This window comes from Streptomyces sp. NPDC040610, from assembly GCF_055594065.1.
Genome location: NZ_JBVIXA010000001.1, coordinates 258870 through 276273, shown reverse-complemented (window position 1 = coordinate 276273; position 17404 = coordinate 258870). Strand labels below are relative to the sequence as shown.

Sequence of the window (17404 nt, the reverse complement as noted above, 5' to 3'; positions counted from 1 at the left end):
GGTCAGCGCGACCGAGTGCTCCCAGTGCGAGGACCAGGTGCCGTCCGTCGTGATGACGGTCCAGTCGTCCTCGAGGACCTCGGTCTTGGCGGTGCCGAGGGACACCATCGGCTCGATGGCCAGGCAGAGGCCGGGGACCAGCTTGGGGCCGCGGCCGCGGCGGCGCTCCACGTAGTTCAGGAGGTGCGGGTCCATGTGCATCTCGGTGCCGATGCCGTGGCCGCCGTAGTCCTCGACGATGCCGTACTTGCCGCGGGCCGGGCGGGGCTGGCGGCGGATGTAGGTCTCGATGGCGCGGGAGATGTCGACGAGCCGGTTTCCCTGCTTCATGGCCGCGATCCCGGCCCACATCGACTCCTCGGTCACCCGGGAGAGCTCGACCAGCTCCGGCGCGTGCCCACTGCCCACGAAGGCGGTGAAGGCCGCGTCGCCGTGCCAGCCGTCGATGATCGCACCCGCGTCGATCGAGATGATGTCGCCGTCCTGGAGGACCACGTCCTCACTCGGGATGCCGTGGACGACGACCTCGTTCTTGGAGGTGCAGATGGTCGCGGGAAACCCGCCGTACCCGAGGAAGTTCGACTTGGCGTCGTGCTCGGCGAGGACCTTGCGGGCCACGTCGTCCAGGTCCTTGGTGGTCGCACCCGGGACCGCGGCGGCACGCGTCGCCCGGTGGATGGCGGCGACGACAAGCCCCGCCGCCCGCATCTTCGCGATCTGCTCGGGAGTCTTGATCTGCACCATCGGGCTTCCGCTCTCCGTGTTCCTACAACCGTTGGGTACACAACACTACGGCCGCGGCGCCCGGGACGGGCACCGCGGCCGAAGCGACGTGCTGATGACTAGGCGTCGCCCTGGAGGGCGGCCATGGCGCGCTTCGTGACCTCGTCCACCTTGCCGAGCGCGGAGATTGTGACGACCAGACCCTGGGTCCGGTAGTAGTCGATGATCGGCTCGGTCTGCGTGTGGTAGACCTCGAGGCGCTTGCGGACGGTGTCCTCGCTGTCGTCCTCGCGCTGGTACAGCTCGCCGCCGCAGACGTCGCAGACGCCTTCCTGCTTCGGCTGGGAGTACGTCACGTGGAAGACGTGGCTGGAGTCCTTGCGGCAGATGCGCCGGCCCGCGATCCGCTTGACGACCTCGTCCTCGGGGACCTCGAGGTCCAGGACGGCGTCGAGCTTCACGTCGTCGGCCTTGAGGGCCACATCGAGCGCCTCGGCCTGCGACACGTTCCGCGGGAAGCCGTCGAGGAGGAAGCCGTTCTCCGCGTCGGGCTGCGCCATCCGGTCCTTGGCCATCCCGATGGTGACCTCGTCGGGGACCAGGTTTCCGGCGTCCATGTAGGACTTGGCCAGCTTGCCGAGCTCGGTCTGCTGGCTGATGTTGGCCCTGAAGAGGTCGCCCGTGGAGATGTGCGGGATCGACAGGTTCTTGGCAAGGAACGCGGCCTGCGTTCCCTTGCCGGCACCGGGCGGCCCGACTAGGACGATACGCATCAGCGGAGGAACCCTTCGTAGTTGCGCTGCTGGAGCTGGCTCTCGATCTGCTTCACGGTCTCCAGACCCACACCCACGATGATGAGGATGCTCGTCCCGCCGAACGGGAAGTTCTGGTTCGCGCCGAAGCCCACCAACGCCATCGTTGGCACAAGAGCGATCAGACCCAGATACAGCGAGCCCGGCCACGTGATCCGGTTGAGTACGTAACTCAGGTACTCAGCGGTCGGTCGGCCAGCCCGGATGCCCGGGATGAAGCCACCATACTTCTTCATGTTGTCCGCGACTTCCTCCGGGTTGAAGGAGATCGCCACGTAGAAGAAGGCGAAGAACACGATCAGGACGAAGTAGGTGACGATGTAAATCGGGTGGTCACCCTTGGTCAGGTTCTGCTCGATCCACGTCTTCCAGCTCGATTGGCCACCCGCGAACTGGGCGACGAGAGCCGGGATGTAGAGCAGTGACGAGGCGAAGATCACAGGGATGATGCCCGCCTGGTTGACCTTCAGCGGGATGTACGTCGACGTCCCGCCGTAGGACCGGCGGCCGATCATGCGCTTCGCGTACTGCACCGGGATGCGGCGCTGCGCCTGCTCGACGAAGACGACCAGGCCGACCATGAACAGACCGACCAGGATCACGGTGCCGAACTCGATCCAGCCACCGGCCAGGTCGCCCTGCTTCTTGATGCCCCAGAGGGCGGCGGGGAAGGTCGCGGCGATCGAGATGAACATCAGGATCGACATGCCGTTGCCGATGCCGCGGTCGGTGATGAGCTCACCGAGCCACATCACGCACGCGGTGCCCGCGGTCATGGTGAGCACCATCGTGATGGTCACGAAGATCGACTGGTCGGGGACGATCTCGCTGGCGACCGGGCAGCCGCTGAACAGCGTGCCGGTGCGGGCGGTGGCGACGAGGCCGGTGCCCTGCAGGATGGCGAGCGCGATGGTCAGATAGCGCGTGTACTGCGTGATCTTGGCCGTGCCCGCCTGGCCCTCCTTCTTGAGGGCTTCCAGACGCGGGATCACCACGGTCAACAGCTGCAGAATGATGCTCGCCGTGATGTACGGCATGATGCCGAGCGCGAAGATCGTGATCTGAAGAAGCGCGCCACCGCTGAACATGTTGACCAGACCGAACAGGCCCTGGTTGGCATTGGCCGCGTCGATACAGGTCTGGACGTTCTTGTAGTCGATGCCCGGAATCGGTACGTGCGTACCGAGCCGGTAGATCACGATGATGCCGAGCGTAAAGAGCAGCTTCTTGCGCAGGTCGGGCGTCTTGAACGCCCGGGCGAACGCGGTGAGCACGGTGCCTCCTGCGACCCCCGCGCTACTGCGTCAGAGGTGACGGTGGTGAGTCCGACGGATAAGTACGTAACTTGCAGCGAGAAAAACAGGCAAGAACCGCACGCCCTGTCGCGAGGACAGACCGCGCGGAAAGTAACAGTGCACGCCACCTTACCGGCGACCGTGCCCCCCTTGGAACGACCAACCGGGGATGCCCCTTTTGTGGGGCATCCCCGGTCGGGATCGCTCAAGTCATCGAGACGCCTGGGAAATTCAGACGAGCTCGGTGACGGTACCGCCGGCGGCGGTGATCTTCTCCTTGGCGGAGCCGGAGACGGCGTCAACCGTCACCTGCAGCGCCACGGTGATCTCACCCTGGCCGAGGACCTTGACAAGGCTGTTCTTGCGAACGGCGCCCTTGGCGACCAGGTCGGCCACCGTGACCTCGCCACCCTCGGGGTAGAGGGAAGCGAGCTTGTCCAGGTTGACGACCTGGAACTCGGTCTTGAACGGGTTCTTGAAGCCCTTGAGCTTCGGGAGGCGCATGTGGAGGGGCATCTGCCCGCCCTCGAAGCGCTCCGGAACCTGGTAACGGGCCTTGGTGCCCTTGGTACCACGACCGGCCGTCTTACCCTTCGACGCCTCACCACGACCGACACGGGTCTTCGCGGTCTTGGCGCCGGGGGCGGGACGGAGGTTGTGGATCTTGAGCGGGTTGTTCTCCGCCATGATCAGTCGACCTCCTCGACCGTCACGAGGTGGCGGACGGTGTGCACCATGCCGCGGAACTCGGGACGATCCTCCTTGACGACCTGCGTGTTGATGCCCTTGAGACCAAGGGAGCGCAGGGTGTCGCGGTGGTTCTGCTTGCTACCGATGTACGACTTCGTCTGCGTGATCTTGAGCTGAGCCATGATTACGCACCCGCTCCCGCACGCGCACGCAGGAGAGCCGCGGGGGCGACGTCCTCGAGGGGCAGACCGCGGCGGGCCGCGATCTCCTCGGGACGCTGCAGGCCCTTGAGGGCCGCCACGGTCGCGTGCACGATGTTGATCGCGTTGTCGGAGCCCAGGGACTTCGACAGGATGTCGTGAACGCCGGCGCACTCGAGCACGGCACGCACCGGGCCACCGGCGATAACACCGGTACCGGGGGAAGCAGGCTTCAGCAGGACGACGCCCGCGGCCTTCTCACCCTGGATGGGGTGCGGGATGGTGCCCTGGATACGGGGGACCTTGAAGAAGTGCTTCTTGGCCTCCTCAACACCCTTGGCGATGGCGGCCGGCACCTCCTTGGCCTTGCCGTAACCGACACCCACGGTGCCGTCACCGTCACCCACCACGACGAGCGCGGTGAAGCTGAAGCGACGACCACCCTTCACAACCTTGGCGACGCGGTTGATCGCGACAACGCGCTCAACGTATGCGGTCTTCTCGGCGGCGGCAGCGCCACCGTCACGGCCCTTCCGGTCCCGCCGCTCGCCGCCACCGGCACCGCTTCCACGGCGCTGGGGTCCAGCCATTGGATTACCTCTCTCTTTTCCGCTAGCTACGCAGTGACATCAGTCGCTGCGCGACGGGGCCTCAGAACTTGAGCCCGGCTTCGCGGGCGGCGTCCGCCAGGGCGGCGATGCGCCCGGCGTACTGGTTACCACCACGGTCGAAAACGACAGCCTCGACACCGGCGGCCTTGGCGCGCTCGGCGACCAGGGCGCCGACCTGCTTGGCCTGCGCGGACTTGTCGCCCTCGCCACCGCGGATCGAAGCGTCCAGGGTGGACGCCGACGCGAGGGTGTGACCCTTCACGTCGTCGATCACCTGGGCGACGATGTTGCGGTTGGAGCGCGTCACGACCAGGCGCGGACGCTCGGCCGTACCGGAGATGTGCTTCCGGATACGAATGTGACGGCGCTTGATGGCAGCACGCTTGTAAGCGTCGCCCTTAGCAATCTTGACACCGTATGCCATGGCTTACTTACCCGCCTTTCCGACCTTGCGGCGGATGACTTCGCCCTCGTACTTGACGCCCTTGGCCTTGTACGGGTCAGGCTTGCGCAGCTTGCGGATGTTGGCCGCAACCTCGCCGACCTTCTGCTTGTCGATGCCCTCGACCGAGAACTTGGTCGGCGACTCGACCTTGAACGAGATGCCCTCGGGCGCCTCGATCAGGATCGGGTGGCTGTAGCCGAGCGAGAACTCCAGGTTGGAGCCCTTCGCCAGGACGCGGTAACCGACACCGCTGATCTCGAGCTTCTTCACGTAACCCTGGGTCACACCGGTGATCATGTTCGCCACCAGCGTGCGGGACAGGCCGTGCAGGGCCTTGTTCTGACGCTCGTCGTTGGGACGGGTGACGTTCAGAACGCCGTCCTCGCCCTTAGCGATCTCGATCGGCGCGACAACGGTGTGGTTCAGGGTGCCCTTGGGGCCCTTCACCGAGACCGTCTGCCCGTCGATGGTGACGTCCACGCCGGCGGGAACCGTGATGGGGAGCTTGCCAATACGCGACATAGCTGTTTCCTCCGTTCCCTTCCGCTACCAGACGTAGGCGAGGACTTCCCCACCCACGCCCTTCTTGCCCGCCTGCTGGCCGGTGAGCAGACCGTGCGACGTGGAGATGATCGCCACGCCCAGGCCGCCGAGCACCTTCGGCAGGTTGGTGGACTTCGCGTACACGCGCAGACCCGGCTTCGAGATCCGCTTGATGCCCGCGATGGAGCGCTCACGGTTCGGACCGAACTTGAGCTCGAGAACGAGGTTCTTGCCGACCTCGGCGTCCTCGACCTTCCAGCCCGTGATGAAGCCCTCCTGCTGGAGGATCTCCGCGATGTGCGACTTGATCTTGCTGTGCGGCATCGACACGGAGTCGTGGTATGCCGAGTTCGCGTTCCGCAGACGCGTAAGCATGTCTGCGATCGGATCAGTCATGGTCATGAATTGGCCTTCGGCCTCTCTCGCCGGGGTTTCCTGTATGCGCCATCCCTCTCCCCACTCAGTGGCGGGACGGGTGCGGCACGGGGACCTACGGCGTAGTAAGTCGTACGAGGGCGGCAGGCGCCCAACCACACAAGCCTAAGGCATGTGTGGTGGGCCACCCACCAACCTCATTGCTTACCGAGAGCGTCCGGTAATCCCTAATGTCCCAAGGACAGAGGGGAGTTACCAGGAGCTCTTGGTCACGCCCGGCAGCTCGCCACGGTGAGCCATCTCACGAAGGCACACGCGGCACAGGCCGAACTTGCGGTACACGGAGTGCGGACGGCCGCAGCGCTGGCAGCGGGTGTACGCACGCACACCGAACTTGGGCTTACGAGCAGCCTTGGCAATCAGAGCCTTCTTCGCCATCTCGCTTACGCCTCCTTGAACGGGAAGCCGAGGTGACGAAGGAGCGCCCGGCCCTCAGCGTCGTTGGTCGCCGTGGTGACCACGGTGATGTCCATACCCCGGACACGGTCGATCTTGTCCTGGTCGATCTCGTGGAACATGACCTGCTCCGTGAGACCGAAGGTGTAGTTGCCACGGCCGTCGAACTGCTTGGGGGACAGACCGCGGAAGTCGCGGATGCGCGGCAGCGCGAGCGACAGGGTGCGGTCCAGGAACTCCCACATGCGGTCGCCACGGAGCGTGACGTGGGCACCGATCGGCTGGCCCTCACGCAGCTTGAACTGCGCGATGGACTTGCGGGCCTTGGTGATGGCCGGCTTCTGACCGGTGATCGTGGTCAGGTCACGGACGGCACCGTCCATGAGCTTGGAGTCACGGGCGGCGTCGCCGACACCCATGTTCACCACGATCTTGACGAGGCCGGGGATCTGCATGACGTTCTCGTAGGAGAACTCTTCCTGCAGCTTCGACTTGATCTCGTCGCGGTACTTCGTCTTGAGACGCGGAGTGGTGGTGGTCGTCATCAGATGTCCTCACCCGTCCGCTTGGCAACGCGGATCTTGTTGCCCTCGTCGTCGAAGCGGTAACCGACACGCGTGACGACCTTGTTGCCGTCCTTCTCCACGACCAGCTGGACGTTGGAGACGTGGACGGGGGCCTCGGTGGTCACGATGCCGCCGGCCTGCGAGCCGCTGGCGGTCGGGCCGGCCTTCGTGTGCTTCTTGACCCGGTTGACACCCTCGACCAGGACGCGCTCGTCGCGCGGGTAAGCGGCAATGACCTTGCCCTGCTTGCCCTTGTCCTTACCGGTGATGACCTGGACCAGGTCGCCCTTCTTGATCTTCATGCTTACAGCACCTCCGGCGCGAGCGAGATGATCTTCATGAACTTCTTCTCGCGCAGCTCACGGCCGACCGGGCCGAAGATGCGGGTGCCGCGAGGGTCGCCGTCGTTCTTCAGAATGACGGCGGCGTTCTCGTCGAAGCGGATGTACGAGCCGTCCGGACGGCGGCGCTCCTTGACGGTGCGAACGATGACCGCCTTGACGACGTCACCCTTCTTCACGTTGCCACCGGGGATCGCGTCCTTGACGGTGGCGACGATGACGTCACCGATGCCCGCGTAGCGGCGACCCGAGCCACCGAGAACACGGATGGTGAGGATTTCCTTCGCACCCGTGTTGTCGGCGACGCGAAGTCGCGACTCCTGCTGGATCACGTCTATCTCCTGTTTGTCTGCCGGTTCCCGGCAGGGGCTTGGCTCTTACGAGGTCGGCCCCTGCCGAGCCTGGCGGAACTGATCCGAGGGGAAACCCCCTCGGACGGAACTATTGGGAACTCCCTTGCGGGAATTACCTACTTGGCCTTCTCGAGGATCTCGACGACGCGCCAGCGCTTGGTCGCCGACAGCGGACGCGTCTCCATCAGGAGGACGCGGTCGCCGACGCCGGCAGCGTTCTGCTCGTCGTGCGCCTTGAGCTTGTTCGTACGGCGGATGACCTTGCCGTACAGCGCGTGCTTGACGCGGTCCTCGACGGCGACGACGACGGTCTTGTCCATCTTGTCGCTGACGACCAGACCCTCACGGGTCTTGCGGAAGCCGCGCGCGGCCTTGGTCTCTTCAGTCACGTTGCTCTCGCTCATCAGGCGCTCTCCACCGTCTCGATGCCCAGCTCGCGCTCACGCATCAGGGTGTAGATCCGCGCGATGTCCTTGCGGACGGCCTTGAGCCGACCGTGGTTCTCGAGCTGACCCGTCGCCGCCTGGAAGCGGAGGTTGAACAGCTCTTCCTTGGCCTCGCGGAGCTTGTTGAGGAGCTCCTCGTTGCCCAGCTCGCGGAGCTCGGACGCCTTGGTACCGGCCGACATCACGCTTCACCTGCCTCGCGCTTGACGATCCGGCACTTCATCGGCAGCTTGTGAGCCGCACGAGTCAGAGCCTCACGCGCAATCTTCTCGTTCGGGTAGGACAGCTCGAACATGACCCGGCCCGGGTGCACGTTGGCGACCCACCACTCGGGCGAACCCTTACCGGAACCCATGCGGGTCTCGGCGGGCTTCTTCGTCAGCGGACGGTCCGGGTAGATGTTGATCCAGACCTTGCCGCCACGCTTGATGTGGCGGGTCATCGCGATACGAGCCGCCTCGATCTGGCGGTTGGTCACGTACGCCGGAGTCATGGCCTGGATGCCGTACTCGCCGAACGCAACCGTCGTACCACCCTTGGCCATGCCGCGGCGCTTGGGGTGGTGCTGCTTGCGGTGCTTGACCCTACGGGGGATCAGCATGTCGGTCAGGCCTCCGTTCCGGTGCTCTCAGCCGGAGCGGCAGCGGCGGCGGGAGCCTCGGCCTTGGGGGCCTCGGCAGCCGGCGCGGACTGCTGCTGCGGCTTGCGACCGCGACCGCCACGCTCGCCACCGCGGCCACCACGGGCCGGGCGGTCGTTGCCACCACGGGCCGGGCGGTTGCCGGCGCGGGCAGCGGCGTTCTCGGCGCGGACCTCGGCGATGTTCTTGACGTCGCCCTTGTAGATCCAGACCTTCACGCCGATGCGGCCGAAGGTCGTCTTGGCCTCGAAGAAGCCGTAGTCCACGTTCGCGCGGAGCGTGTGCAGGGGCACACGGCCCTCGCGGTAGAACTCCGAGCGGGACATCTCGGCGCCGCCGAGACGGCCACCGCACTGGATCTTGATGCCCTTGGCGCCCGCCTTCATCGCCGACTGCATGCTCTTACGCATGGCGCGACGGAAGGAGACGCGGGAGGACAGCTGCTCCGCGACGGCCTGGGCCACGAGCTGAGCGTCCGTCTCGGGGTTCTTGACCTCGAGGATGTTCAGCTGGACCTGCTTGCCCGTGAGCTTCTCGAGGTCACCGCGGATGCGGTCGGCCTCGGCGCCACGGCGGCCGATCACGATGCCGGGACGAGCGGTGTGGATGTCCACCCGCACGCGGTCACGGGTGCGCTCGATCTCAACCTTCGAGATGCCGGCGCGCTCCATGCCGGACGTCATCATCCGACGGATGGCGACGTCTTCCTTGACGTAGTCCTTGTACAGCTTGTCGGCGTACCAACGGGACTTGAAGTCCGTCGTGACACCGAGCCGGAACCCGTGCGGGTTTACCTTCTGGCCCATTACCGGGTTCCTTCCTTGCTGCTGACGACCACGGTGATGTGGCTGGTCCGCTTACGGATCCGGTAGGCACGGCCCTGGGCACGCGGACGGAACCGCTTCAGGGTCGGGCCCTCATCCACGTACGCCTCGCTGATGACCAGCGAAGAGGCGTCGGTGTGGTCGTAGTTGTGTGCAGCGTTGGCGATGGCGCTGTCCAGCACCTTGCCAACCGGCACGCTCGCGGCCTGCGGGGCGAAACGCAGGACCGCCTGAGCCTCCGTGGCATCCATGCCACGGATGAGGTCCACCACGCGGCGGGCCTTCATGGGCGTGACGCGGATGTACCGCGCCTGGGCCCTGGCTTCCATGGTTGTCCCTTCGGTGTTAGTCACAGTCGTTCACACCCCGCTTAGCGGCGCTTCGACTTGCGGTCGTCCTTGACGTGGCCGCGGAAGGTGCGGGTCGGCGAGAACTCGCCGAGCTTGTGGCCGACCATCGACTCGGTGACGAACACCGGGATGTGGGTCTTGCCGTTGTGCACCGCGAGCGTGTGGCCAAGCATGGCCGGCACGATCATCGAGCGTCGGGACCAGGTCTTGATGACGTTTTTGGTGCCGGCTTCGTTCTGGGCGTCCACCTTCTTGATCAGGTGGTCGTCGACGAAGGGCCCCTTCTTCAGACTACGAGGCATCTCAACCCGTCCTTAGCGCTTCTTGTTCGTCTTGCGGCGGCGGACGATGTACTTGTTGCTCGCCTTGTTGCGATCACGAGTACGCATTTCCTTCTTGCCCCAGGGCGACACCGGGTGACGACCACCCGAGGTCTTGCCCTCGCCACCACCGTGGGGGTGGTCAACCGGGTTCATGACGACACCACGCACGGTCGGGCGGACGCCCTTCCAGCGCATGCGGCCGGCCTTGCCCCAGTTGATGTTCGACTGCTCGGCGTTGCCGACCTCGCCGACCGTGGCGCGGCAGCGCACGTCGACCAGGCGGATCTCACCGGACGGCATACGAAGGTGGGCCATCGAGCCCTCCTTCGCCAGCAGCTGCACGGAGGCACCCGCGGAGCGGGCGAACTTGGCGCCGCCGCCCGGACGGAGCTCGATCGCGTGGATCGTGGTACCGACCGGGATGTTGCGGAGCGCGAGGTTGTTGCCGGGCTTGATGTCGGCGCCAGGGCCGTTCTCAATCCGGTCACCCTGCGACAGGCCGCGCGGAGCGATGATGTAGCGCTTCTCGCCGTCTGCGTAGTGCAGCAGCGCGATGCGCGCGGTGCGGTTCGGGTCGTACTCGATGTGCGCGACCTTCGCCGGCACGCCGTCCTTGTCGTGACGACGGAAGTCGATCACGCGGTAGGCGCGCTTGTGTCCGCCACCCTGGTGGCGAACGGTCACACGACCGGCGTTGTTACGGCCGCCCTTGCTGTGCAGCGGGCGGACCAGCGACTTCTCCGGCGTGGACCGCGTGACCTCGACGAAGTCGGCGACGGAGGAGCCACGGCGGCCCGGCGTCGTCGGCTTGTACTTGCGGATTCCCATTTCTCAGTCCTCGTCCGATATTCGGACCAGGGCGCTCCGTTAGGAGGCCTGGCCGAAGATGTCGATACGGTCGCCCTCAGCGAGGGTCACGATCGCGCGCTTGGAGTCGGCACGCTTGCCGAAACCGGTGCGGGTGCGCTTGCGCTTGCCCTGGCGGTTGAGCGTGTTGACGCCGGTGACCTTGACCGAGAAGACCGCCTCGACGGCCTGCTTGATCTGGGTCTTGTTGGCGCCCGGCGCGACGACGAAGGTGTACTTGCCCTCGTCGAGCAGCGCGTAGCTCTTCTCCGAGACGACCGGCTTGACGAGGACGTCACGGGGGTCCGTGAAGCTCTTGCTCAGCGGCGTCTCAACGGTGTTCTTGCCCTCGGCGGCGTGGCGACGCGCCTTGGCGACGCGCGCGGCCTTGGCGGCCTTGGCCGCCTTCGAGGCGATAGCGGGGTGACGGATAGCCATCAGGCCTCGCTCCCTTCGGTGTCAGCGGCCTTGGGGCCAGACACGAAGGACTCCAGCGCGGCCTGGGTGAAGACCACGTCGTCCGAGACGAGAACGTCGTACGTGTTGAGCTGGCCCGGCTCCAGGATGTGGACCTGGGGCAGGTTGCGGGCGGACAGCAGCGCTGCCTCGTCCGAGCGCTCGATGACCAGGAGCACGTTCTTGCGCTCACTGATCTTGCCGAGCAGGCTCTTCGCGGCCTTGGTGGAAGGCGTCTCGCCCTCGATCACGCCGGAGACGACGTGGATGCGAGCGTTGCGGGCCCGGTCGGTGAGGGCGTGGCGCAGGGCCGCGGCCTTCATCTTCTTCGGGGTCCGCTGCGAGTAGTCACGCGGCACGGGGCCGTGGACGACGCCACCGCCGGCGAACTGCGGGGCGCGGGTCGAGCCCTGACGGGCGCGGCCGGTGCCCTTCTGGCGGTACGGCTTCTTGCCACCACCGCGGACTTCGCCACGGGTCTTGGTCTTGTGCGTGCCCTGACGGGCAGCGGCCAGCTGGGCGACAACGACCTGGTGGATCAGCGGGATGCTGACCTTCTCGACGTCGAAGATCTCCGCGGGGAGCTCGACGGTCCCGGCCTTGTCGCCTGCCGGCGAAAGGATGTCAATGGTGCTCATCGGTTCCTCAAGCCCCCTTGGCCGCGGTACGGACCAGGACGAGGCCGCCGTTCGGACCGGGAACCGCTCCCTTGATGAGGAGCAGGCCCTTCTCCGCGTCAACGGCGTGAACGGTCAGGTTCTGGGTGGTGACCCGCTCGTTGCCCATGCGGCCCGCCATGCGGAGGCCCTTGAACACACGGCCCGGGGTGGCGCAGCCACCGATGGAACCGGGCGAGCGGTGCTTGCGCTGGGTGCCGTGGCTGGAGCCGAGGCCACCGAAGTTGTGGCGCTTCATGACACCGGCGAAGCCCTTGCCCTTGCTCTTGCCGGTCACGTCGACCTTGACGCCGGACTCGAAGGTCTCAGCGGTCAGCTCCTGGCCGAGGGTGTACTCGCTGGCGTCAGCGGTACGGATCTCGACGAGGTGGCGACGGGGGGTCACGTCGGCCTTGGCGAAGTGGCCCTTGAGGGGCTTGTTCACCTTGCGCGGGTCGATCTCGCCGAAGGCGATCTGGACCGACTCGTAGCCGTCGGAGTCATTCGTACGGACCTGGGTAACGACGCAGGGCCCGGCCTTGACCACGGTCACCGGGACGACACGGTTGTTCTCGTCCCAGACCTGGGTCATGCCGAGCTTCTCGCCCAGGATGCCCTTGATCTGCTTGGTCATCTCTCCAGCGCCCTTCAGAGCTTGATCTCGATGTCGACGCCGGCCGGAAGGTCCAGGCGCATCAGCGAGTCAACGGTCTTGGGCGTCGGGTCGAGGATGTCGATCAGGCGCTTGTGCGTGCGCATCTCGAAGTGCTCGCGCGAGTCCTTGTACTTGTGCGGCGACTTGATGACGCAGTACACGTTCTTCTCAGTGGGCAGCGGCACCGGGCCCGCGACCGACGCACCAGTGCGCGTCACCGTCTCGACGATCTTCTTCGCCGAAGAGTCGATGACCTCGTGGTCGTAGGCCTTGAGCCGGATGCGGATCTTCTGTCCCGCCATGGCTACTTAGTAGTCCTTTGTCTCGAACGCTCTGGCCCCCGGAAGGCCCTGTTTTCTACTTCCATCCGACCCACGCGGTCGGGCGTGTCGCAGTCCCGCTCACACAGATCTCCCGAAGGATTTCCCTGCTAGGGGCTGCGGCCCTGATGACCGCGGGTCCGGGGGAAGAAACCCACCGGGCGCCTGGTCGAGCCACCTCACTGCACTTCCCGGAAGATTCCCGTACGTCCGCCACAGTGCTGCCTTACGACAGATATGGCGACGAGTACCGTGGGACTCGCTTCCAGTCCTCCCGGCGGGAGGCGCACAGCATCGGCACTCAACCGAGCAACCTGAACAGTGTGCCATACGTGGGACGACGAAGGCCAATCGGGCCGCTTGTCAAGCGGCGCGCCCGCCCCGGACTCCCCCGGACACGACAAGAGGCCCCACCCGCCGTAATGGCGAGCGGGGCCTCTTGCTGCGCTCAGTTCAGAGCAGCCGGGTCTCCCCGACCAACAAGCAAGGAGTACTTACTTGGTGATCTTGGTGACCTGGCCGGCGCCGACGGTCCGGCCACCCTCACGGATGGCGAACTTCAGGCCCTCCTCCATGGCGACGGGCTGGATGAGCTCCACCTTCATCTCGGTGTTGTCACCCGGCATGACCATCTCGGTGCCCTCGGGGAGGGTCACGACGCCGGTCACGTCCGTCGTACGGAAGTAGAACTGCGGGCGGTAGTTGTTGAAGAACGGGGTGTGACGGCCACCCTCGTCCTTCGACAGGATGTACGCCTGCGCCTCGAACTCGGTGTGCGGGGTGACCGAGCCCGGCTTGATGATGACCTGGCCGCGCTCGACGTCCTCGCGCTTGATGCCACGGAGGAGCAGACCGACGTTCTCACCGGCCTGGCCCTCGTCGAGCAGCTTGCGGAACATCTCGATGCCGGTGACCGTGGTGGTGGTCTTCTCGGTCTTGATGCCGATGATGTCGACGGTCTCGTTGACCTTGAGGACACCACGCTCGATACGACCGGTGACGACGGTGCCACGACCGGTGATCGTGAAGACGTCCTCGATCGGCATCAGGAACGGCTTGTCGACGTCACGCTCGGGCTGCGGGATGGACTCGTCGACGGCCTTCATCAGGTCGAGGACGGACTTGCCCCACTCGGCGTCGCCCTCGAGCGCCTTGAGCGCCGAGACCTTGACGACCGGGACGTCGTCGCCCGGGAACTCGTACTCGGAGAGGAGCTCACGGACCTCGAGCTCGACGAGCTCCAGGATCTCCTCGTCGTCCACCATGTCGGCCTTGTTCAGGGCGACGACGATGTACGGAACGCCGACCTGGCGGGCCAGGAGCACGTGCTCCTTGGTCTGCGGCATCGGGCCGTCGGTGGCGGCGACCACGAGGATGGCGCCGTCCATCTGCGCCGCACCCGTGATCATGTTCTTGATGTAGTCCGCGTGACCGGGGCAGTCGACGTGAGCGTAGTGACGCGCCTCGGTCTGGTACTCGACGTGCGCGATCGAGATCGTGATACCGCGCTGGCGCTCCTCGGGAGCCTTGTCGATCTGGTCGAAGGCCGAGGCCTCGTTCAGGTCGGGGTACGCGTCGTGCAGCACCTTGGTAATGGCGGCCGTGAGGGTCGTCTTACCGTGGTCGATGTGACCGATGGTGCCGATGTTGACGTGCGGCTTAGTCCGCTCGAACTTCGCCTTCGCCACTGGGTCCTCCTGTGGAGTGGTTCTGTACGCCTTGCTTCATCGGCGCCAGGTGATCTTTGCTGGAAAGCCCGGGCCCCGGGGCATTCCTCCGCTGTTGCGGCGGAATGCCCCAAGAGACTCCGGAGTCAAGCCTAAAGCGTGAACTCGAGTGAGTTACTCGCCCTTGGCCTTCGCGATGATCTCCTCGGCGACGTTCCGCGGAACCTCGGCGTAGGAGTCGAACTGCATTGAGTAGCTTGCGCGACCCGACGTCTTGCTGCGGAGGTCTCCGACGTAGCCGAACATCTCCGAGAGGGGCACGAGGCCCTTCACGACGCGAGCGCCGCTGCGCTCCTCCATGGCCTGGATCTGGCCACGGCGGGAGTTGATGTCGCCGATGACGTCACCCATGTAGTCCTCGGGCGTGGTGACCTCGACGGCCATCATCGGCTCGAGCAGCACGGGCTTGGCCTGCCGCGCGGCCTCCTTGAAGGCCTGCGAACCGGCGATCTTGAAGGCGAGCTCGGAGGAGTCGACCTCGTGGTAGGCACCGTCGAGAAGCGTGACGCGGACGCCCGTCATCTCGTAGCCCGCCAGGATGCCGAACTGCATGGCCTCCTGCGCACCCGCGTCCACCGACGGGATGTACTCCCGGGGGATGCGGCCACCGGTGACCTTGTTCACGAACTCGTACGAGGCATCGCCGTCGACGATGGGCTCGATCGCGATCTGCACCTTGGCGAACTGACCGGTACCACCGGTCTGCTTCTTGTGGGTGTAGTCCACGCGCTCGACGGCCCGACGGATCGTCTCGCGGTACGCGACCTGCGGCTTGCCGACGTTCGCCTCGACGCGGAACTCGCGCTTCATGCGGTCGACGAGCACCTCGAGGTGAAGCTCGCCCATACCACCGATGATGGTCTGGCCGGTCTCCTCGTCCGAGTGAACCTGGAAGGAGGGGTCCTCCTCCGAGAGACGCTGGATGGCGACACCCAGCTTCTCCTGGTCACCCTTGGACTTCGGCTCGATGGCGACCTGGATGACCGGGGCCGGGAAGTCCATGGACTCCAGGATGACCGGGGCCTTGTCGTCACAGAGCGTCTCGCCCGTGGTGGTCTGCTTCAGACCCATGACGGCGACGATGTCACCGGCGCCCACCGACTCGATCTCCTCACGCTTGTTCGCGTGCATGCGGTAGATCTTGCCGATGCGCTCCTTCTTGCCCTTGACGGAGTTCAGCACCGCGGTGCCGGAGTCCAGGCGACCGGAGTAGATCCGGACGAAGGTGAGCTTGCCGAGGTGCGGGTCGCTCGCGATCTTGAACGCGAGGGCCGACAGCGGCTCGTCGTCGGACGGCTTGCGCTTGACGACCTGCTCCGGGTCCTTGACGTCGTGGCCCTCGATGGCCTCGACGTCCAGGGGGGAGGGCAGGTAGCGCACGACGGCGTCGAGCAGGGGCTGGACGCCCTTGTTCTTGAACGCGGTGCCACAGAAGACCGGGGTCACCGTGGTGTCCCCGCCCTTGCCGGAGGCGATGGTGATGCGACGGATGGCCGCGTACAGCTGCTCCTCGGTGGGCTCCTGGCCCTCCAGGTACAGCTCCATCATCTGCTCGTCGTTCTCGGCGACGGCCTCGAGCAGCTTGCCGCGGTACTCCTCGGCAGCCTCGGTGTGCGTCTCCGGGATGTCGACGATGTCGTAGGCCTCGCCCATCTTGGTCTCGGCGGACCAGACGAAGGCCTTCATCGTGACGAGGTCGACGACGCCCTTGAAGTCAGCCTCCGCGCCGATGGGCAGCTGCATGACGATCGGGGTCGCACCGAGGCGGTCGACGATCATGTCGACGCAGCGGTGGAACTCGGCACCCGTGCGGTCGAGCTTGTTGACGAAGCAGATGCGCGGGACGCCGTAGCGGTCCGCCTGACGCCACACGGTCTCGGACTGGGGCTCAACGCCGGCGACACCGTCGAACACCGTGACAGCACCGTCGAGCACGCGGAGCGAACGCTCCACCTCGACCGTGAAGTCGACGTGCCCGGGGGTGTCAATGATGTTGATCGTGTGGTCGACGTCGTTCAGCGGCCAGTGACAGGTGGTGGCAGCAGAGGTGATCGTGATGCCACGCTCCTGCTCCTGCTCCATCCAGTCCATCGTGGCGGCGCCGTCGTGGACCTCACCGATCTTGTACGAGACACCGGTGTAGAACAGGATCCGCTCGGTGGTCGTCGTCTTGCCCGCGTCGATGTGAGCCATGATGCCGATGTTGCGCACCTTGGCCAGGTCAAGTGAAGTGGTAGCCATATCGGCTCAGTCTTCTCTCGGTCTCGATGTGGGTAGCGACTACCAGCGGTAGTGCGCGAAGGCCTTGTTGGACTCGGCCATCTTGTGGGTGTCCTCGCGCTTCTTCACAGCGGCACCGAGGCCGTTGGAGGCGTCGAGGAGCTCGTTGAGCAGACGCTCGGTCATGGTCTTCTCGCGACGGGCGCGGGAGTAACCCACCAGCCAGCGCAGGGCCAGCGTGTTGGCGCGACCGGGCTTGACCTCGATCGGCACCTGGTAGGTGGCGCCACCGACGCGGCGGGACTTGACCTCGAGGGTCGGCTTGATGTTCTCGAGCGCGCGCTTCAGCGTGATGACCGGGTCGTTGCCCGTCTTCTCACGCAGACCCTCCATGGCGCCGTAGACGATGCGCTCGGCGGTGGAGCGCTTGCCGTTCAGCAGCACCTTGTTGATGAGGGAGGTCACCAGAGGAGAGCCGTAGACCGGGTCGATGATGACCGGGCGCTTCGGGGCGGGGCCCTTACGAGGCAT

General features: G+C 65.7%; 27 protein-coding genes. All 27 read right to left on the bottom strand.

Annotated elements, in window-relative coordinates:
• Positions 1 to 744, bottom strand: a 744-nt coding sequence (gene map, locus ACZ6AA_RS01415; RefSeq protein ID WP_468480381.1) for a type I methionyl aminopeptidase, incomplete at its 3' end; no start/stop codon positions are given.
• A 98-nt stretch (positions 745 to 842) separates the two neighbouring features.
• Positions 843 to 1496 (bottom strand): adenylate kinase, encoded by a 654-nt coding sequence (locus tag ACZ6AA_RS01410; protein WP_468450713.1) that lies wholly within the window; start codon positions 1494 to 1496, stop codon positions 843 to 845.
• Positions 1496 to 2809, bottom strand: coding sequence for a preprotein translocase subunit SecY (gene secY, locus ACZ6AA_RS01405; protein WP_190117626.1), 1314 nt, complete (start codon positions 2807 to 2809; stop codon positions 1496 to 1498). Before secY ends, ACZ6AA_RS01410 begins: the two co-directional genes overlap by 1 nt.
• A gap of 252 nt (positions 2810 to 3061) precedes the next feature.
• Positions 3062 to 3517: a 50S ribosomal protein L15 gene (gene rplO, locus ACZ6AA_RS01400; RefSeq protein ID WP_289946941.1), complete on the bottom strand. Its 456-nt coding sequence runs from the start codon at positions 3515 to 3517 to the stop codon at positions 3062 to 3064.
• 2 nt (positions 3518 to 3519) lie between these two features.
• Positions 3520 to 3702 (bottom strand): 50S ribosomal protein L30, encoded by a 183-nt coding sequence (rpmD, locus tag ACZ6AA_RS01395; RefSeq protein ID WP_005481207.1) that lies wholly within the window; start codon positions 3700 to 3702, stop codon positions 3520 to 3522.
• A 2-nt stretch (positions 3703 to 3704) separates the two neighbouring features.
• Complete coding sequence (gene rpsE, locus ACZ6AA_RS01390; protein WP_005313527.1) at positions 3705 to 4310, bottom strand: 30S ribosomal protein S5; 606 nt, start codon at positions 4308 to 4310, stop codon at positions 3705 to 3707.
• A 61-nt stretch (positions 4311 to 4371) separates the two neighbouring features.
• Positions 4372 to 4755, bottom strand: coding sequence for a 50S ribosomal protein L18 (gene rplR / locus ACZ6AA_RS01385; RefSeq protein ID WP_037664020.1), 384 nt, complete (start codon positions 4753 to 4755; stop codon positions 4372 to 4374).
• Between the two features lie 3 nt (positions 4756 to 4758).
• On the bottom strand, positions 4759 to 5298 hold the full coding sequence (rplF, locus tag ACZ6AA_RS01380; RefSeq protein ID WP_030359016.1) for a 50S ribosomal protein L6: 540 nt from the start codon (positions 5296 to 5298) through the stop codon (positions 4759 to 4761).
• A gap of 24 nt (positions 5299 to 5322) precedes the next feature.
• Positions 5323 to 5721 carry a 30S ribosomal protein S8 gene (gene rpsH / locus ACZ6AA_RS01375; RefSeq protein ID WP_158989430.1) on the bottom strand — a complete coding sequence of 133 codons (399 nt, stop codon included), beginning with the start codon at positions 5719 to 5721 and terminating at the stop codon, positions 5323 to 5325.
• A 225-nt stretch (positions 5722 to 5946) separates the two neighbouring features.
• The gene (locus ACZ6AA_RS01370; protein ID WP_003956452.1) at positions 5947 to 6132 is read right to left on the bottom strand and encodes a type Z 30S ribosomal protein S14; all 186 of its coding nucleotides are present in this window, start codon (positions 6130 to 6132) and stop codon (positions 5947 to 5949) included.
• 5 nt (positions 6133 to 6137) lie between these two features.
• Positions 6138 to 6695 carry a 50S ribosomal protein L5 gene (gene rplE / locus ACZ6AA_RS01365; RefSeq protein WP_030567269.1) on the bottom strand — a complete coding sequence of 186 codons (558 nt, stop codon included), beginning with the start codon at positions 6693 to 6695 and terminating at the stop codon, positions 6138 to 6140.
• Positions 6695 to 7018 carry a 50S ribosomal protein L24 gene (gene rplX, locus ACZ6AA_RS01360; RefSeq protein WP_016645174.1) on the bottom strand — a complete coding sequence of 108 codons (324 nt, stop codon included), beginning with the start codon at positions 7016 to 7018 and terminating at the stop codon, positions 6695 to 6697. Before rplX ends, rplE begins: the two co-directional genes overlap by 1 nt.
• 2 nt (positions 7019 to 7020) lie before the next feature.
• A complete protein-coding gene (gene rplN, locus ACZ6AA_RS01355; RefSeq protein ID WP_003974257.1) occupies positions 7021 to 7389 on the bottom strand; it encodes a 50S ribosomal protein L14 in 369 nt (122 codons plus the stop codon).
• A gap of 137 nt (positions 7390 to 7526) precedes the next feature.
• Positions 7527 to 7814 (bottom strand): 30S ribosomal protein S17, encoded by a 288-nt coding sequence (rpsQ, locus tag ACZ6AA_RS01350; protein WP_030039759.1) that lies wholly within the window; start codon positions 7812 to 7814, stop codon positions 7527 to 7529.
• Positions 7814 to 8038 carry a 50S ribosomal protein L29 gene (rpmC, locus tag ACZ6AA_RS01345; RefSeq protein ID WP_010036720.1) on the bottom strand — a complete coding sequence of 75 codons (225 nt, stop codon included), beginning with the start codon at positions 8036 to 8038 and terminating at the stop codon, positions 7814 to 7816. The genes rpsQ and rpmC overlap by 1 nt, the downstream gene beginning before the upstream one ends.
• On the bottom strand, positions 8038 to 8457 hold the full coding sequence (rplP, locus tag ACZ6AA_RS01340; protein ID WP_005313579.1) for a 50S ribosomal protein L16: 420 nt from the start codon (positions 8455 to 8457) through the stop codon (positions 8038 to 8040). The genes rpmC and rplP overlap by 1 nt, the downstream gene beginning before the upstream one ends.
• 5 nt (positions 8458 to 8462) lie before the next feature.
• Positions 8463 to 9302 (bottom strand): 30S ribosomal protein S3, encoded by an 840-nt coding sequence (gene rpsC, locus ACZ6AA_RS01335; protein WP_087885483.1) that lies wholly within the window; start codon positions 9300 to 9302, stop codon positions 8463 to 8465.
• A complete protein-coding gene (rplV, locus tag ACZ6AA_RS01330) occupies positions 9302 to 9649 on the bottom strand; it encodes a 50S ribosomal protein L22 (RefSeq protein WP_004571827.1) in 348 nt (115 codons plus the stop codon). Before rplV ends, rpsC begins: the two co-directional genes overlap by 1 nt.
• Before the next feature lie 41 nt (positions 9650 to 9690).
• Positions 9691 to 9972 (bottom strand): 30S ribosomal protein S19, encoded by a 282-nt coding sequence (rpsS, locus tag ACZ6AA_RS01325; protein ID WP_003992359.1) that lies wholly within the window; start codon positions 9970 to 9972, stop codon positions 9691 to 9693.
• A 12-nt stretch (positions 9973 to 9984) separates the two neighbouring features.
• On the bottom strand, positions 9985 to 10821 hold the full coding sequence (rplB, locus tag ACZ6AA_RS01320; protein ID WP_016645178.1) for a 50S ribosomal protein L2: 837 nt from the start codon (positions 10819 to 10821) through the stop codon (positions 9985 to 9987).
• 39 nt (positions 10822 to 10860) lie between these two features.
• Complete coding sequence (rplW, locus tag ACZ6AA_RS01315) at positions 10861 to 11277, bottom strand: 50S ribosomal protein L23 (protein WP_468450707.1); 417 nt, start codon at positions 11275 to 11277, stop codon at positions 10861 to 10863.
• Entirely contained in the window at positions 11277 to 11933 is a 657-nt protein-coding gene (rplD, locus tag ACZ6AA_RS01310) for a 50S ribosomal protein L4 (RefSeq protein ID WP_030359022.1), read from the bottom strand. Before rplD ends, rplW begins: the two co-directional genes overlap by 1 nt.
• A gap of 7 nt (positions 11934 to 11940) precedes the next feature.
• Positions 11941 to 12585: a 50S ribosomal protein L3 gene (gene rplC, locus ACZ6AA_RS01305; RefSeq protein ID WP_030359023.1), complete on the bottom strand. Its 645-nt coding sequence runs from the start codon at positions 12583 to 12585 to the stop codon at positions 11941 to 11943.
• 14 nt (positions 12586 to 12599) lie between these two features.
• On the bottom strand, positions 12600 to 12908 hold the full coding sequence (rpsJ, locus tag ACZ6AA_RS01300; RefSeq protein WP_003948644.1) for a 30S ribosomal protein S10: 309 nt from the start codon (positions 12906 to 12908) through the stop codon (positions 12600 to 12602).
• A gap of 512 nt (positions 12909 to 13420) precedes the next feature.
• Complete coding sequence (gene tuf, locus ACZ6AA_RS01295; RefSeq protein ID WP_030359024.1) at positions 13421 to 14614, bottom strand: elongation factor Tu; 1194 nt, start codon at positions 14612 to 14614, stop codon at positions 13421 to 13423.
• A 153-nt stretch (positions 14615 to 14767) separates the two neighbouring features.
• Entirely contained in the window at positions 14768 to 16894 is a 2127-nt protein-coding gene (gene fusA, locus ACZ6AA_RS01290) for an elongation factor G (protein ID WP_468450704.1), read from the bottom strand.
• A 39-nt stretch (positions 16895 to 16933) separates the two neighbouring features.
• Positions 16934 to 17404 (bottom strand): 30S ribosomal protein S7, encoded by a 471-nt coding sequence (rpsG, locus tag ACZ6AA_RS01285; protein WP_003974303.1) that lies wholly within the window; start codon positions 17402 to 17404, stop codon positions 16934 to 16936.

What these genes read in the sequence shown, in the direction of transcription:
- fusA (WP_468450704.1), bottom strand. Translation starts at nt 16,894, where the DNA reads ATGGCTACCACTTCACTTGACCTGGCCAAGGTGCGCAACATCGGCATC.
- rplX (WP_016645174.1), bottom strand. Translation starts at nt 7,018, where the DNA reads ATGAAGATCAAGAAGGGCGACCTGGTCCAGGTCATCACCGGTAAGGAC.
- rplF (WP_030359016.1), bottom strand. Translation starts at nt 5,298, where the DNA reads ATGTCGCGTATTGGCAAGCTCCCCATCACGGTTCCCGCCGGCGTGGAC.
- rplC (WP_030359023.1), bottom strand. Translation starts at nt 12,585, where the DNA reads ATGACCAAGCAGATCAAGGGCATCCTGGGCGAGAAGCTCGGCATGACC.
- rplB (WP_016645178.1), bottom strand. Translation starts at nt 10,821, where the DNA reads ATGGGAATCCGCAAGTACAAGCCGACGACGCCGGGCCGCCGTGGCTCC.
- rplD (WP_030359022.1), bottom strand. Translation starts at nt 11,933, where the DNA reads ATGAGCACCATTGACATCCTTTCGCCGGCAGGCGACAAGGCCGGGACC.
- ACZ6AA_RS01410 (WP_468450713.1), bottom strand. Translation starts at nt 1,496, where the DNA reads ATGCGTATCGTCCTAGTCGGGCCGCCCGGTGCCGGCAAGGGAACGCAG.
- rplP (WP_005313579.1), bottom strand. Translation starts at nt 8,457, where the DNA reads ATGCTGATCCCCCGTAGGGTCAAGCACCGCAAGCAGCACCACCCCAAG.
- rpsJ (WP_003948644.1), bottom strand. Translation starts at nt 12,908, where the DNA reads ATGGCGGGACAGAAGATCCGCATCCGGCTCAAGGCCTACGACCACGAG.
- rplV (WP_004571827.1), bottom strand. Translation starts at nt 9,649, where the DNA reads ATGGAAGCCAGGGCCCAGGCGCGGTACATCCGCGTCACGCCCATGAAG.
- rpsE (WP_005313527.1), bottom strand. Translation starts at nt 4,310, where the DNA reads ATGGCTGGACCCCAGCGCCGTGGAAGCGGTGCCGGTGGCGGCGAGCGG.
- rplR (WP_037664020.1), bottom strand. Translation starts at nt 4,755, where the DNA reads ATGGCATACGGTGTCAAGATTGCTAAGGGCGACGCTTACAAGCGTGCT.
- ACZ6AA_RS01370 (WP_003956452.1), bottom strand. Translation starts at nt 6,132, where the DNA reads ATGGCGAAGAAGGCTCTGATTGCCAAGGCTGCTCGTAAGCCCAAGTTC.
- rpsG (WP_003974303.1), bottom strand. Translation starts at nt 17,404, where the DNA reads ATGCCTCGTAAGGGCCCCGCCCCGAAGCGCCCGGTCATCATCGACCCG.
- rpsS (WP_003992359.1), bottom strand. Translation starts at nt 9,972, where the DNA reads ATGCCTCGTAGTCTGAAGAAGGGGCCCTTCGTCGACGACCACCTGATC.
- rplE (WP_030567269.1), bottom strand. Translation starts at nt 6,695, where the DNA reads ATGACGACCACCACCACTCCGCGTCTCAAGACGAAGTACCGCGACGAG.
- rplO (WP_289946941.1), bottom strand. Translation starts at nt 3,517, where the DNA reads ATGGCGGAGAACAACCCGCTCAAGATCCACAACCTCCGTCCCGCCCCC.
- rpmD (WP_005481207.1), bottom strand. Translation starts at nt 3,702, where the DNA reads ATGGCTCAGCTCAAGATCACGCAGACGAAGTCGTACATCGGTAGCAAG.
- rpsH (WP_158989430.1), bottom strand. Translation starts at nt 5,721, where the DNA reads ATGACCATGACTGATCCGATCGCAGACATGCTTACGCGTCTGCGGAAC.
- rplW (WP_468450707.1), bottom strand. Translation starts at nt 11,277, where the DNA reads ATGGCTATCCGTCACCCCGCTATCGCCTCGAAGGCGGCCAAGGCCGCC.
- rpmC (WP_010036720.1), bottom strand. Translation starts at nt 8,038, where the DNA reads ATGTCGGCCGGTACCAAGGCGTCCGAGCTCCGCGAGCTGGGCAACGAG.
- rpsC (WP_087885483.1), bottom strand. Translation starts at nt 9,302, where the DNA reads ATGGGCCAGAAGGTAAACCCGCACGGGTTCCGGCTCGGTGTCACGACG.
- rpsQ (WP_030039759.1), bottom strand. Translation starts at nt 7,814, where the DNA reads ATGAGCGAGAGCAACGTGACTGAAGAGACCAAGGCCGCGCGCGGCTTC.